The organism is Arthrobacter glycogeni (genome assembly GCF_054511155.1).
In genome coordinates this window covers 66,013-78,416 of the sequence record NZ_JBTNDE010000012.1, presented here as the reverse complement: position 1 = coordinate 78,416, position 12,404 = coordinate 66,013, and the positions used below count along the sequence as shown (strand labels likewise).

At 64.2% G+C, this 12,404-nt stretch carries 15 protein-coding genes; 11 read left to right on the top strand and 4 right to left on the bottom strand.

The window, feature by feature from the left end; genetic code table 11:
* Window positions 1-4 precede the first annotated feature (4 nt).
* The 11 genes from lepB to ACX80O_RS09915 all read left to right on the top strand — a co-directional run bounded on the left by lepB (window position 5) and on the right by ACX80O_RS09915 (window position 8,561).
* Window positions 5-835, top strand: a complete 831-nt coding sequence (lepB, locus tag ACX80O_RS09965) for a signal peptidase I (protein WP_459307092.1) — start codon at window positions 5-7, stop codon at window positions 833-835.
* Window positions 832-1,590, top strand: a complete 759-nt coding sequence (gene rnhB, locus ACX80O_RS09960) for a ribonuclease HII (RefSeq protein WP_459333344.1) — start codon at window positions 832-834, stop codon at window positions 1,588-1,590. Before lepB ends, rnhB begins: the two co-directional genes overlap by 4 nt.
* A gap of 7 nt (window positions 1,591-1,597) precedes the next feature.
* On the top strand, window positions 1,598-1,924 hold the full coding sequence (locus ACX80O_RS09955) for a DUF2469 domain-containing protein (RefSeq protein ID WP_459307096.1): 327 nt from the start codon (window positions 1,598-1,600) through the stop codon (window positions 1,922-1,924).
* A gap of 52 nt (window positions 1,925-1,976) precedes the next feature.
* Window positions 1,977-2,327 carry an ArsR/SmtB family transcription factor gene (locus ACX80O_RS09950; protein ID WP_459333343.1) on the top strand — a complete coding sequence of 117 codons (351 nt, stop codon included), beginning with the start codon at window positions 1,977-1,979 and terminating at the stop codon, window positions 2,325-2,327.
* Window positions 2,324-2,809: an SRPBCC family protein gene (locus ACX80O_RS09945; protein WP_459307100.1), complete on the top strand. Its 486-nt coding sequence runs from the start codon at window positions 2,324-2,326 to the stop codon at window positions 2,807-2,809. The genes ACX80O_RS09950 and ACX80O_RS09945 overlap by 4 nt, the downstream gene beginning before the upstream one ends.
* 185 nt (window positions 2,810-2,994) lie before the next feature.
* Window positions 2,995-3,351, top strand: a complete 357-nt coding sequence (locus ACX80O_RS09940; protein ID WP_459307102.1) for a YraN family protein — start codon at window positions 2,995-2,997, stop codon at window positions 3,349-3,351.
* Window positions 3,351-4,895: a YifB family Mg chelatase-like AAA ATPase gene (locus ACX80O_RS09935; RefSeq protein WP_459333342.1), complete on the top strand. Its 1,545-nt coding sequence runs from the start codon at window positions 3,351-3,353 to the stop codon at window positions 4,893-4,895. The genes ACX80O_RS09940 and ACX80O_RS09935 overlap by 1 nt, the downstream gene beginning before the upstream one ends.
* Complete coding sequence (gene dprA, locus ACX80O_RS09930; protein WP_459333341.1) at window positions 4,892-6,109, top strand: DNA-processing protein DprA; 1,218 nt, start codon at window positions 4,892-4,894, stop codon at window positions 6,107-6,109. The genes ACX80O_RS09935 and dprA overlap by 4 nt, the downstream gene beginning before the upstream one ends.
* A 28-nt stretch (window positions 6,110-6,137) precedes the next feature.
* Window positions 6,138-6,812, top strand: coding sequence for a methylated-DNA--[protein]-cysteine S-methyltransferase (locus ACX80O_RS09925; protein ID WP_459333340.1), 675 nt, complete (start codon window positions 6,138-6,140; stop codon window positions 6,810-6,812).
* 154 nt (window positions 6,813-6,966) lie between these two features.
* Window positions 6,967-7,887 (top strand): tyrosine recombinase XerC, encoded by a 921-nt coding sequence (locus ACX80O_RS09920; RefSeq protein WP_459307110.1) that lies wholly within the window; start codon window positions 6,967-6,969, stop codon window positions 7,885-7,887.
* Window positions 7,888-8,057: 170 nt separating this feature from the next.
* The gene (locus tag ACX80O_RS09915) at window positions 8,058-8,561 is read left to right on the top strand and encodes a DUF3145 domain-containing protein (protein ID WP_459307112.1); all 504 of its coding nucleotides are present in this window, start codon (window positions 8,058-8,060) and stop codon (window positions 8,559-8,561) included.
* 129 nt (window positions 8,562-8,690) lie between these two features.
* Here ACX80O_RS09915 and fabF read toward each other — a convergent pair whose 3' ends face one another.
* From fabF to ACX80O_RS09895, 4 genes are all read right to left on the bottom strand, one after another.
* Entirely contained in the window at window positions 8,691-9,926 is a 1,236-nt protein-coding gene (gene fabF, locus ACX80O_RS09910) for a beta-ketoacyl-ACP synthase II (RefSeq protein WP_459333339.1), read from the bottom strand.
* 105 nt (window positions 9,927-10,031) lie between these two features.
* Entirely contained in the window at window positions 10,032-10,277 is a 246-nt protein-coding gene (locus tag ACX80O_RS09905; RefSeq protein WP_019482900.1) for an acyl carrier protein, read from the bottom strand.
* 83 nt (window positions 10,278-10,360) lie between these two features.
* Window positions 10,361-11,413: a beta-ketoacyl-ACP synthase III gene (locus ACX80O_RS09900; RefSeq protein ID WP_459307116.1), complete on the bottom strand. Its 1,053-nt coding sequence runs from the start codon at window positions 11,411-11,413 to the stop codon at window positions 10,361-10,363.
* On the bottom strand, window positions 11,410-12,375 hold the full coding sequence (locus ACX80O_RS09895; protein WP_459333338.1) for an ACP S-malonyltransferase: 966 nt from the start codon (window positions 12,373-12,375) through the stop codon (window positions 11,410-11,412). Before ACX80O_RS09895 ends, ACX80O_RS09900 begins: the two co-directional genes overlap by 4 nt.
* Between the last annotated feature and the right edge of the window lie 29 nt (window positions 12,376-12,404).

The window sequence follows — 12,404 nt, the reverse complement described above, 5'->3', positions numbered from 1 at the left end:
GCAGATGGCAACGAGCATCCCCGGCAAGCCCAACGACGACGCTGACGCCCGTCCGGATGCTACCCGCGCCTCGTCGGCGCGGAGCCACCGTCGTGGCTCCTCGAAAAGGAAAAAGACCGACGACGACGGCGCCCGCGGCTTAGGCGGCTGGCTCAAGGAAATCCTCATTATCGTGGGCATAGCGATCCTGCTGTCCTTCCTCATCAAGACATTCCTCTTCAGGGCCTTCTTCATCCCTTCGGGCTCGATGGAAAACACCCTCGAGGTTGACGACCGCATCTTCGTCAACCAGCTCGTACCCGCACCGTTTGACCTGCAGCGCGGCGACGTCGTCGTCTTCCAGGACAGCGAAGGGTGGCTGCCCACGCCGCCGCCCGGCACCGGTCCCGGCTCCAACTGGGTCAAGGACGGGCTGATCTTTGTGGGGCTGGCCCCGGATGACACCCAGCAGCACCTGGTGAAGCGGGTGATCGGCATGGCCGGCGACCGGGTGGTCTGCTGCGACGACGACGGGCGGATCACCGTCAACGGCGAACCTCTTGAGGAGCCGTACCTCTTTCCTGGCGCGAGCCCCTCCGACACCGAATTCGACGTGACAGTCCCCGAAGGGAAAATCTGGGTGATGGGCGATCACCGCAACGCGTCAGCAGACTCCCGCGCCAACATGGATAAACCAAACTCCGGGTTCATCGACGTGGAGGACATTGAAGGTAAAGCGGCGGTGATCGCCTGGCCGCTGGATCGGGCCGGTTTCCTCGGCAACTACCCCGGCGTTTTCGATAGCGTGCCCGAACCCGCGGTCGCGGCAGGCGAGACGGCCCCCTCATCGCGATGAGGTCAGCCGCTCCGACTCTCCGCTTTGAGCGGTCCTTCCTCGATGCCGGCCACCGGTACCTGGCTGGATGCGACGAGGTTGGCAGGGGAGCCCTCGCCGGACCGGTCTCGGTAGGGCTTGTCGTGATCGATCTGGGCGCCGTCAAGGGGCTGAGGGGGGTACGGGACAGCAAGCTGCTGTCGCCAGCGGACCGGGTCCAACTGGTACCGCGGATCAAAAAATGGGCCCTCGCCCACGGGGTGGGGCATGCCAGCGCCGCCGAGATAGACACCGTCGGGCTGATGCGTGCGCTGCAGTTGGCAGGCAACCGGGCGTGGGAGCAGGTGGCTGCTACCGTGCGGCCCGATGCGGTGATCCTCGACGGGAACCACGATTGGCTTTCACCGCGTGAGCAGGCGGCACTGTTCGACGCCGAGACGTTCGATACTGAAGCCACCACCCTCGGCGCCTTTCGCACCGCTGTGGCGGAGGTGGTGACCGGCTGCGACGTTCCCGTCCACACCCGGATCAAGGCCGATCTGAAGTGCCTCAGCGTCGCTGCGGCGAGCGTGCTGGCCAAGGTGGAGCGGGACGCCATGATGGTGGCCTACGCCGCCGACCATCCGCAGTATGGCTGGGACATCAACAAAGGGTATGCCACCGTTGGTCACCGCGCAGCGATCGACGGGCTGGGTCCCACCGGCCTGCACCGCACCACCTGGCGGTTGGGGACCAGGGGCCGAATCAGCATGCCGCGGATGGAAAGTGGGAGATGATGGGGACATGAGCGCTGAGGATCTTGAGAACTACGAAACCGACATGGAGCTGCAGCTCTACCGCGAGTACCGCGACGTGGTCGGCCTGTTCAGCTACGTTGTGGAAACCGAACGTCGATTTTATCTGGCCAACCACGTCGACCTGCAGGCGCGATCGGCCGATGGCGAGATCTACTTCGATCTGACGCTCCAGGACGCGTGGGTATGGGATGTCTACCGCACGGCGCGGTTCGTGAAAAATGTCAGGGTGATCACCTTCAAGGACGTCAACGTCGAGGAACTGACCAAGTCGGACGACATTGCGCTCCCCAAAGACGGCTCGCTCGGGAACTGATCTCCCACCTACCTTTTGACGCCTTGCCCGGCGCCCGCTAACGTACAACCGCATGGTTATAGATGAGCGATCCGAGGTCGAAGTGGACCGCCTGCTTCAGGCACTCGCCGATGCCACCCGGCGCGACATTGTCGCCCGAGCACTGGTCAGTGATCATTCAGTATCCGGTTTGGCCGCCCACTACGCCATGAGTTTCGCCGCGGTGCAAAAGCATGTGGCGGTCCTGGAGCGCGCGTCTCTTGTGACGAAGGAGAAGCGCGGACGGGAGCAGATTGTGCGGGTCCATCTTGATGGGTTGAGACGGGCACGGCGGCTGCTTGAGGAGTACGAGGCGATCTGGCGGCAACGCGTCGACCGGATTTCCGCCATCCTGGCTGAGGAACAAGGGAAATCACCATCATGACAGTTATCAGTTCACACAAAGACCCCGAGGCATTGACCCTCACAGTCATTGCCGAATTCGAGGCAAGCGCCGAGCGGTTATGGCAGGTGTGGGCGGACCCGCGGCAACTCGAGCGCTGGTGGGGTCCACCCACTTGGCCCGCAACCTTCGAAAGCCACGACTTCGTCCCGGGTGGGAAGGCCGGCTACTTCATGACCGGTCCCAATGGGGAGAAGAGCCGCGGCTGGTGGACGTTCACCACCATCACTGAGCCGACTCATCTTGAGTTCGACGACGGATTCGCCGATGACAACGGAGCCCCGGTGGATGAGCTAGGAACTACCCATGGTTCAGTCACCTTCGAGGCCATCGACGGCGGGACTCGAATGACGACCGTGTCGAGTTTTGAGAGTCTCGACCAGCTGGAGAAAATGATCGCCATGGGAATGGAAGAAGGCATCAAAGAGGCGATGGGTCAGATCGAATCGGTCCTGGAGCGCTAGCCGGTCTAGCCCGGTCCAACCCGCCTAGTCCGCCAAACCCGCCGACTTCCAAACCGGCCGTTGCTTACCCTCCTTCACCGGCACCCGTCCTGCACAGGACGGGTGCCGGTGGGTTTTCCCACATAGCCGACATTTCGTGACACCACCGGTGCCAGCCAGATCAAGCTGGAACCGGAGGTGTTGTGATGTTGGCGAAAGACAGGTTGGGCCGTAGGGGAGAGGCGCTGGCTGCCGCGTATCTCGAAGGTGTGGGTTTGGATCTGGTGGATCATAATTGGCGGTGCCCGCACGGCGAGATTGATCTGGTGGCCATTGACGGCTCCACCCTGGTTGTCATTGAGGTGAAGACCCGCTCCTCGTTGGATTTTGGCCATCCGCTGGAGGGCATCAACGCAGCCAAGCTGCAGCGCCTCTATCTGCTGGCGGCTCAATGGGCCCTTGCCCATGACCTGCGCTTCCTGGAGGTGCGGGTGGATGCTGTGGCAGTGGTTGACGACGGCACCGGTCATCCGCAGATCGAGTACCTGAGGGCGGTGAGCTGATGCCACTGGGACGCACCTATGCAGTGTCGCTCGTCGGGCTGAACGGCTACATCGTCGAGGTGGAGGCCGACATCGGGCAAACCCTCCCTGCCTTCGTGATCCTGGGACTCCCCGACGCGTCGCTGAATGAGGCCCGCGAACGGATTCGGGCAGCCGCCCGTAACGCTGGTCTTCCCCTCAGCCGCCGGAAGATCACCGTCAACCTGATTCCCGCCTCACTTCACAAGCGAGGCTCAGGTTTTGACCTGGCCATCGTGATGGCAGCGCTGGCCGCCACCGGAGATGTTCGCGGCTGCGCCGATACGGTGTTCATTGCCGAAGTGGGCCTCGACGGTCGGCTGCGGCCGGTCAGCGGAGTGCTCCCCGCCGTCATGGCTGGTGTCAAGGCCGGCTACACGCGGTTTGTCGTGGCCACCGGAAACCACGGGGAAGCAGGGCTGGTTCCGCAGGCCGAGGTGAAAGGGTTCGCCAGCCTGGCCGAGGTATTCCTCGCCTTCGGCGCCGATCCAGCACGAGTGACTCTCCCCGATTCCAGGCTGAGCTCGGTGCCGGCACCTGCGCCTGTGTCGCCACCTTCACGGGCCCCGCTGAAGGACATGGCCGACATTGCCGGCCAATCCACTGCCCGCTTCGCCGTCGAAATCGCTGCGGCCGGTGCCCACCACATGATGATGGTGGGCCCACCCGGCGCCGGTAAGACAATGCTGGTCGAACGCATGCCCGGCATTCTCCCCGACCTCAGCGACGAGGAGGCAATGGAGGTGACAGCCATCCACTCGCTCGGGCGAATCCTCTCCTGTCGCGGCTTGCAGCGACGACCGCCCTTTGAAAGCCCCCATCACACGTCGTCGACCGCCTCAATCATTGGCGGCGGTAGCGGCATTCCACGCCCCGGCGCGGCATCGCGGGCGCACCGCGGCGTGCTCTTTCTCGACGAGGCCCCCGAATACCAGCGCGGTGTCCTTGAGGCGCTCCGCGAACCGTTGGAGAGTGGAGAACTGGTGCTGCACCGCTCGGCGGGCACCGCGTCCTATCCCGCCCGGTTTCAGCTCGTGATGGCGCTCAATCCCTGTCCCTGCGGCCTGGCCACCGGTAAAGGGATTGACTGCGTGTGCTCCGCAGAACGCCGCCGCCGATACTTCAACCGCCTTTCCCAACCGCTTCTCGACCGGGTGGACCTCCAGCTCACCGTCTCCCGGGTCTCCCTTGCCGACTACGCCGACGGCGCAACGGCCGAAGCGTCACATGTCATCGCGGGCAGGGTCGCCGCAGCGCGTGCTGCCCAACGGGAACGGCTGGCCGCATGGGACGCCACCACCAATGCCGAGATGTCCTCCGCGGTGCTGAACGACGAGCTCAAGCTACCGAGAACCGTCACAGCACCAGTGGACCGGGCTATGGACAAGCAGACCCTGACGATGCGCGGGCACGATCGGGTGCTCAGGGTGGCCTGGACCCTCGCCGATCTGGGCGGACGCACATCACCCACCACCTACGACGTTGAGGTTGCCTTGAATTTTCGCTTGCAGGAGAGTGCCTCATGACCATCTCGACCGATCCAACGGTCATCGCCCGGGCCGCCCTCTCCCGGCTCTTTGAACCATCTGACACGGTAGGTCTCGCCCTGACCGTCGCCGCTGGACCGGTCGACGCCTTGAGGATCGCCACCGGTCAAGTAGTGGTCGGAGCACTGATAGCCCGCGAAATAGCAGAACTGTTGGAATCGCACGGGATCAGTAGCCGCGCTCAGACACTCCAGCAGGCGTTGGAACGGTGGAAACCACGAGTCGCCGACCTTGCGCCCGACCGGGATCTCGCAACGCTTGAACGGCTCGGCGGAATCCTGATTACCCCCGAAAGCGCCCTGTGGCCCGGAGCACTTGACGACCTGCAGCTTTCAGCCCCCTCCTGCCTTTGGGCCCGGGGTGACCTTTCAGCGGGATTGCCCGAACTTGACCGGATGGTGGCAGTAGTTGGCTCACGGGACAGCACCGCCTATGGGGCAGCCGTCACGGGGGACATCGCGGCTGGCCTGGTCATGCGTGGCTACACCGTGGTGTCGGGTGGGGCCTACGGGATCGACGCCCAGGCGCACCGCTCTGCACTTGCCGCGGCGGGAGAGGACCGCCCGGTGCCGACCATCGGGGTAACTGCGTGCGGCGTCGACCGTTACTATCCCGCGGGCAACGAGCAACTGCTCCGCGAAACAGCGCGACGCGGCCTACTGGTCGCGGAAGTACCGCCCGGCTCCTCTCCAACACGGTGGCGGTTCCTGCAACGCAACCGTCTCATCGCCGCCCTGTGCGCGGTGACAGTGGTTGTTGAGGCACGGTGGCGGTCTGGGGCACTGAACACCGCGCACCACGCGGCAGGCCTGGGACGAGCGGTCGGGGCAGTGCCGGGATCTGTGCATTCGGCGAACTCGGCCGGATGCCATCGGCTGCTGCGCGACGGAAGCGCCATCTGCGTCACCGACGCTGCGGAGATCGCCGAACTCGCTGGGCCGATCGGCGCGATGATCGTCCCCGAACCCGACCAGCAGGTGGCGGTTCACGACGGACTTAGTGTCGAAGACCTACTCCTCCTCGACGCCCTCCCTGTGCGGGCGTCCACCACTGTCGACAAGCTCGCCTCGGTCGCTGGCCTGAGTGTCCGTGATGTCCTGGCGGGGCTGAGCCGGTTGGATCTCAGCGCCCTCGCGGAACGAACCGACGACGGCGGCTGGCGTCGCGGAAACATCCACCGCCATCACACCTGAGAAGCAACGATAAGAAAGGAACCATCCCATGAAGACTCATCGATTTATCGCCTCTCCAATCGGCAGGCTATTACTGGTCGTGGAACGAGGTGCACTGACGGCTGTCTATCACGAAGTCCATGAACCGCAGCCGGTGCCATCGGCCGTCGGAGTCCCGTTCGCCACGCTCGCGGTCGCCCAAAGCGCTGCGGGTACACCGGTGGGCCCACCGGCCACACCGTCGGGACCCAAAGCCGAGGGTCCGGGCGGTAGGGAGTCGCATGGCAAGGAGGTAGGAGTAAGGAAGCCCGAAGGTAAAAACCCAGCAGACAGCGGCATCACCGTTGCAGCCCTGAAGGCAGACGCCGCCACCTATGAGCGTGCCACGGATCAGTTTTCGGCCTACTTTGCAGGCACAAGACGAGCCTTTAGCCTGCCCGTCCACGCCAGCGGAACCGATTTTCAGCAGCAGGTCTGGGGCGCCGTGTTGGGCATTGCCTACGGCGAAACGCGCAGTTACAAGGAATTGGCCGCCCAATTGGGCAATCCGTCGATGGGGAGGGCCATCGGTGCCGCTATCCGGGTCAACCCGTTGGCTATCATCATCCCGGGACACCGGGTGGTGAGGTCCACCGGCGGAATCACCGGGTACTCTGCCGGCCCGGACGTCAAAAGGTTCCTGCTCGACCTTGAGGCGGGTGATGCTGCCCGACCGGCGGCCTGACAGCGATTCCATCCGCAGCCCGTGGCAGCCCGTGAACAGCCGTGGCAGACCGTGGCAGCCCTAGACCGCCCTTTGAATCGCACCTGACCGGCCCGTGAACCGCGGCGCGGAGCGCCTCCTTGAGGATGCACCTCTCAGGGCTCACAGTAGGAGGATGCAGCAACTGCCCGAATCGTTCGAACCCATCGTGGAGCGGTACCAGAGCTACCTGAGCGCTGAACGCAACCGCTCGGTCCACACGATCCGCGCCTACCTCACCGACCTTGGCGGGCTGCTCCGCTTCGCTCACACTGCGGGGGTGACCAGCCTGGATGAGTTGACCCTGGCTGATCTCCGATGCTGGCTGGGATCGATGGATGCGCAGGGCCAGGCACGGTCGACTATCGCTCGGCGCGCAGCCACCGTCCGGAGTTTCCTGGCCTGGGCGGTGCGCGAGGAACTCATCGACGCGAATCCGGCGCTGCGCCTCCGCGCCCCCAAACGGGAAAAGACGCTGCCGGGAGTCCTTTCCGGAAAGCAGCTCGATGGGGTGTTTGGAACACTGCGCACTGCTGCAGCCGAGGGTGACCCGGTGGCGATCAGGGACGCCGCACTCGTCGAGGTGCTCTATGGCACGGGTATCAGGGTGGGGGAGTTGGTCGGTCTCGACGTTGACCACCTCGATATGGACCGCCGCACCCTCCGCGTGGTCGGCAAAGGCAATAAGGAACGCACCGTTCCGTATGGGGTGCCCGCCGCCCATGCACTGGATGACTGGCTTCGCCGTGGCCGCCCTGAGCTGGCCGCACCCGGAAGCGGTTACGCCTTGTTCCTCGGCCAACGCGGCGGACGGCTGGATCAGCGACAGGTCCGGTCAACGGTCGAGAAACTCTTCGCCGGCATTGAGGGCACCTCGGCAACCGGTCCGCACGCGCTCCGACACAGTACCGCCACCCATCTTCTGGACGGGGGCGCCGACTTGAGGGCCGTGCAGGAGATTCTCGGGCACTCCAGCCTTGCCACCACCCAGATCTACACCCATGTATCGGTCGACCGGCTCCGAAAGAGCTATGAGCAGGCCCATCCGCGGGCCTAGCGAATGGTCTCGGAAATGAGTGCACGTAGCAGCTCCATAGTCACAGTGGCGCAATGTGGCGATGTAAGGCAGAATAAATCGTAGTCTGCCGTGTCGGCAGACACATCCAGAAGATTTCGTTCCCGTTGCAGGTCGTTGGGGAAGACGTACCTACAGCTATGGAGGATGGAATGTCTGGTATCACGGCGCGCGGAGTGTTGTATATTCACTCAGCCCCTTCTGCGTTATGCCCTCATATCGAGTGGGCGATCGGTTCGGTGATTGAACAGCGAACCGATCTTGAGTGGTCCCCTCAACCCGCCTCACCGGGTATGTCCAGGGCCGAACTGTCATGGGTCGGATCCCAGGGATCCGGAGCCCAGCTGGCCTCAGCACTGCGGGGCTGGGCGCACCTGCGCTACGAGGTCACCGAAGAGCAGAGCGCCGGCGCCGATGGTGGCCGATGGTCGCACACCCCCGAGTTGGGCATCTTCCACGCCACCACTGACGTGCATGGCAACATCATGGTCACTGAGGACCGCATCCGCTATGCCTACGAAACCGGTGCGGGGGATCCCGCTGCTGTTTACCATGAGCTGTCGCTGGCCCTTGGCGAGTCGTGGGACGATGAGCTTGAACCGTTCCGCCATGCCGCCGAGGGCGCGCCGGTCAGGTGGCTCCACCAGGTGGGCTGACACCCACGAGCGGGCTGACACCCACGAGCGGGCTGACCACGCCTAACAGCCTGTCACCATTCCTACAGCAGAAGGCGCCGAGCCCCGAGGGCCGGCGCCTTCTGCGTCAACGGTTCCACTAGCGACTGGCTAGACGCTGCGCACCACAATCACTGCGTTGTGTCCACCGAAGCCAAACGAGTTGCTCAAGGCGACCAGGTCGCCCTCGGGCAGCGTTCGTTCGGTGGTAACGATGTCCAACGGAATCTCGGGATCCTGATTTTCCAGGTTGATGGTCACGGGCAGCTTGCGGTCGTACACAGCAAGAACCGTCATGACTGCCTCTACTGCTCCCGAGGCGCCCAGTAGATGGCCGGTCTGTGACTTGGTCGCCGACACCGCAACATTGTCGATATGCGAGCCGAGAGCTGTCTTCAACGCCACGTACTCGGGCTTGTCGCCCACCGGGGTGGACGTCGCGTGAGCGTTGACGTGGGCGATGTCGGACGGCTGCACCCTGGCATCGAACATGGCTGCCTTCAGGGCACGGGTTGCGCCCAGTCCGCCGGGATCAGGGGCGGTGATGTGGTAGGCATCAGCGGTGACCGACGTACCAGCCAATTCGGCGTAGATCCGGGCGCCGCGGGCCAGCGCGTGTTCTTCCGCCTCGATCAGGAGTGCTCCAGCGCCCTCACCCATGACGAACCCATCGCGCCCGGTGTCGTAGGGCCGGGACGCGTGCTCGGGATCATCGTTGCGGCGGGACAGCGCATGCATGGAGGCGAATGCAGCAATGGGCATTGGGTGGATGGCCGCTTCGGCGCCGCCGCACATCACGACGTCGGCTTTGCCGGAGCGGATCAGCTCAAGTCCCTGATGCAGGGCTTCGGTTCCTGAGGCACACGCCGACACGGGCGTGTGCGCTCCAGCGCGGGCGCCGAGGTCGAGGCTGACAGCCGCGGCGGGACCGTTGGGCATCAGCATGGGCACCGTCATGGGCAGCACCCGTCGGGGGCCTTTGGCGCGGAGCGTGTCCCAGGCATCCAGCAGCGTCCAGACGCCGCCGATGCCGGTGGCAAAGGCGACAGCAAAGCGGTCATGATCAATCTCTTCAAGCCCTGAATCCCGCCACGCTTCACGGGCTGCGATGACCGCGAACTGGGTGGAGGGGTCCATGCGCTTCGCTTCGACTCGTGAGAGGACCTCGAGGGCGGGGGTGGTGACCTGTGCGGCGAAGGTTACGGGCAGTTCGTACTCCTGGACCCAGTCGGCTTCGATGGTTCGAGCACCGGAGACCCCTTTAAGGGCGTTCTTCCACATGGTGGGAACGTCTCCGCCGATGGGCGTCGTCGCGCCGAGCCCGGTGATGACTACTTTGCGTGCCATGGTTCACTCTCTAAAACGTGGGGGTGGTGCTGTGGAACGTGCTGGTGGGGCCCTTCGGAACCACCAGCACCGACTCGTGCTGGTGGTCCCGAAGGCAGGGATTACTTAGGCCTGCGCGCCGGAGATGAAGTTGACGGCGTCGCCGACGGTCTTCAGGTTCTTGACCTCTTCGTCGGGGATCCGAACGCCGAACTTTTCCTCGGCGTTGACCACAATGGTCATCATTGAGATGGAGTCGATGTCCAGGTCATCGGTGAAGGACTTGTCCATCTCAACCGACTCTGGTGCCAGACCAGTTTCCTCGTTGACGATTTCGGCCAGTCCGGCCAGGATTTCTTCGTTGCTAGCCATGGATGGCTCCTTTTCTTGTCTTGCCGGATCACAGATCCGACATGGATAATCAAACCGCGGTTGACGGCTTGGCTTGGGGGAAACTAGGGAAGCACTACCACCTGTGCGCCGAACACCAGCCCGGCACCAAAACCGATCTGCAGGGCAAGGCCACCCCTGAGGGTCGGGTGTTCCTGCAGCAGACGGTGCATGGCCAGCGGAATGGAAGCGGCGGAGGTGTTTCCTGCGTCAACGATATCGCGAGCCACCTCGACGTGCTCGGGAAGCTTCAATTGTTTAACCATCTCGTCGATGATCCGGATGTTGGCCTGGTGGGGGACAAACGCAACGAGGTCCTCGGCGGTGATGCCCGCCGCGTCAAGGGCCTGTTGGGCTACCTTGGCCATTTCCCAGACCGCCCACCGAAACACCGTTTGACCGTCCTGGCGCATGGTGGGCCAGGAAGCTTTCGGCGCGTCGTCGAGTGACCCGCCCCCCGCGGCAACCGAGGCCAACTCGGCGTCGCGAATATCCAGCAGCGAGTGGGACATCCTGATGGCCTGGTGCTTGCTGCCGTCCGAACCCCAGACCGATGGGCCGATGCCGGCGCTGTCGGACGGCCCGATGATGACTGCCCCAGCGCCATCCCCGAGGAGGAAGGAGATCGTCCGGTCGGCGTTGTCGATGAAGTCCGAAAGCTTTTCAACGCCGACCACCAGGACGTACTCGGCGGTTCCGGCATGAACCATGGCGTCAGCCTGGGCGATGCCGTAGCAGTAGCCCGCACACGCAGCCGAGATGTCGTAGGCGGGCGCCGGTGTGGCACCCAGGCGGTCTGTGAGGTGTGCAGCCGCCGACGGCGTGGCATAGGGGTGAGTGACGGTCGAGACCAGGACCGCGCCCAGTTGTGACGCCTCAATCCCGGCATTCTCCAGGGCGGCCCGCGCGGCGGCCTCCGCCATGTCGATCACGCTGGTGTCCCGATCAGCGCGATGCCGGGTGACGATGCCGGTGCGCTGGCGGATCCACTCGTCTGAGGAGTCGATCCACTGACAGATATCCTCATTGGTGACAATGACGTCGGGACGGAAGACCCCGATGCCATGGATACGTGTGTGCTCGCGCAGTGGAGCTTGCTTTAGAGCCGGGACGTTCACTGGTGCCCTTCTGCGATGGGGAAAATGACCGGATCGGGTGTACGGGAATGCTCGTCGATAAACGACGCCGCAGCATCAAGATCTTCTGGTGATTTTACGGCCAATGTCGGTGTGCCGCGCATTCCGCGCTTCATCAAGCCCGTAAGGGTTCCCGCCGGCGACAGTTCGACGACGCCGGTCACGCCCATCTGCTCCAGACGCGCCATGCAAAGATCCCAACGCACCGGCCGGGAAACCTGGGCGATCAGACTGTCAAGATTGCCGTCCCCGGTGACCACCGGTGCCCCGTCGAAGTTCGAGAGCAGGGTCGCGACGGGATCCATTGGCGTCAGGCTGGACCGCAGCTCCTGAAGAGCGGCGGCGGCGGGGCTCATGTGGTGGGTGTGAAAGGCGCCGGCAACCTTCAGGGGAATGACCCTGGCCTTCGCTGGCGGGTCGGCGGTGAGTGCTGCCAGTTGCTCAAGGGTTCCGGCGGCGACCACCTGGCCACCGCCGTTACTGTTTGCTGGTGTCAGCCCGTGCCGTGCCAGGACGTCGGCGACGTCGTCGGGGTCGCCCCCCAAGACCGCACTCATCCCGGTGGCGACTACAGCCCCGGCTTCGGCCATGGCGGTGGCCCGTACCCGGACAAAGGACACAGCGTCCTGTTCGGACAACGATCCGGCAACGGCCGACGCCGTCAACTCGCCCACCGAGTGTCCGGCGACCACCGTTCCAGCGGTCATCGGACGGTCGGCGAGCAGCACGCGGGCTGTCACCAACCCGGCAGCGACGATGAGGGGCTGTGCAACGGCTGTGTCCTTGATTGTTTCCTCGCCGGATGTGGTGCCGTGCTGGATCAGATCCAGGCCAGCCTGGGCGCTGAGGGACGCGAGATGTTCAGGGACGCCCGGGAGTTCCAACCAGGGTCGCAGGAAACCGGGTGTTTGGGACCCCTGACCGGGGCAGACGATTGCAAGCACTTATCAAGCTTTCCAAACTGGGAGAGGAT

What these genes read in the sequence shown, in the direction of transcription:
- lepB (WP_459307092.1), top strand. Translation starts at nt 5, where the DNA reads ATGGCAACGAGCATCCCCGGCAAGCCCAACGACGACGCTGACGCCCGT.
- rnhB (WP_459333344.1), top strand. Translation starts at nt 832, where the DNA reads ATGAGGTCAGCCGCTCCGACTCTCCGCTTTGAGCGGTCCTTCCTCGAT.
- ACX80O_RS09955 (WP_459307096.1), top strand. Translation starts at nt 1,598, where the DNA reads ATGAGCGCTGAGGATCTTGAGAACTACGAAACCGACATGGAGCTGCAG.
- ACX80O_RS09950 (WP_459333343.1), top strand. Translation starts at nt 1,977, where the DNA reads ATGGTTATAGATGAGCGATCCGAGGTCGAAGTGGACCGCCTGCTTCAG.
- ACX80O_RS09945 (WP_459307100.1), top strand. Translation starts at nt 2,324, where the DNA reads ATGACAGTTATCAGTTCACACAAAGACCCCGAGGCATTGACCCTCACA.
- ACX80O_RS09940 (WP_459307102.1), top strand. Translation starts at nt 2,995, where the DNA reads ATGTTGGCGAAAGACAGGTTGGGCCGTAGGGGAGAGGCGCTGGCTGCC.
- ACX80O_RS09935 (WP_459333342.1), top strand. Translation starts at nt 3,351, where the DNA reads ATGCCACTGGGACGCACCTATGCAGTGTCGCTCGTCGGGCTGAACGGC.
- dprA (WP_459333341.1), top strand. Translation starts at nt 4,892, where the DNA reads ATGACCATCTCGACCGATCCAACGGTCATCGCCCGGGCCGCCCTCTCC.
- ACX80O_RS09925 (WP_459333340.1), top strand. Translation starts at nt 6,138, where the DNA reads ATGAAGACTCATCGATTTATCGCCTCTCCAATCGGCAGGCTATTACTG.
- ACX80O_RS09920 (WP_459307110.1), top strand. Translation starts at nt 6,967, where the DNA reads ATGCAGCAACTGCCCGAATCGTTCGAACCCATCGTGGAGCGGTACCAG.
- ACX80O_RS09915 (WP_459307112.1), top strand. Translation starts at nt 8,058, where the DNA reads ATGTCTGGTATCACGGCGCGCGGAGTGTTGTATATTCACTCAGCCCCT.
- fabF (WP_459333339.1), bottom strand. Translation starts at nt 9,926, where the DNA reads ATGGCACGCAAAGTAGTCATCACCGGGCTCGGCGCGACGACGCCCATC.
- ACX80O_RS09905 (WP_019482900.1), bottom strand. Translation starts at nt 10,277, where the DNA reads ATGGCTAGCAACGAAGAAATCCTGGCCGGACTGGCCGAAATCGTCAAC.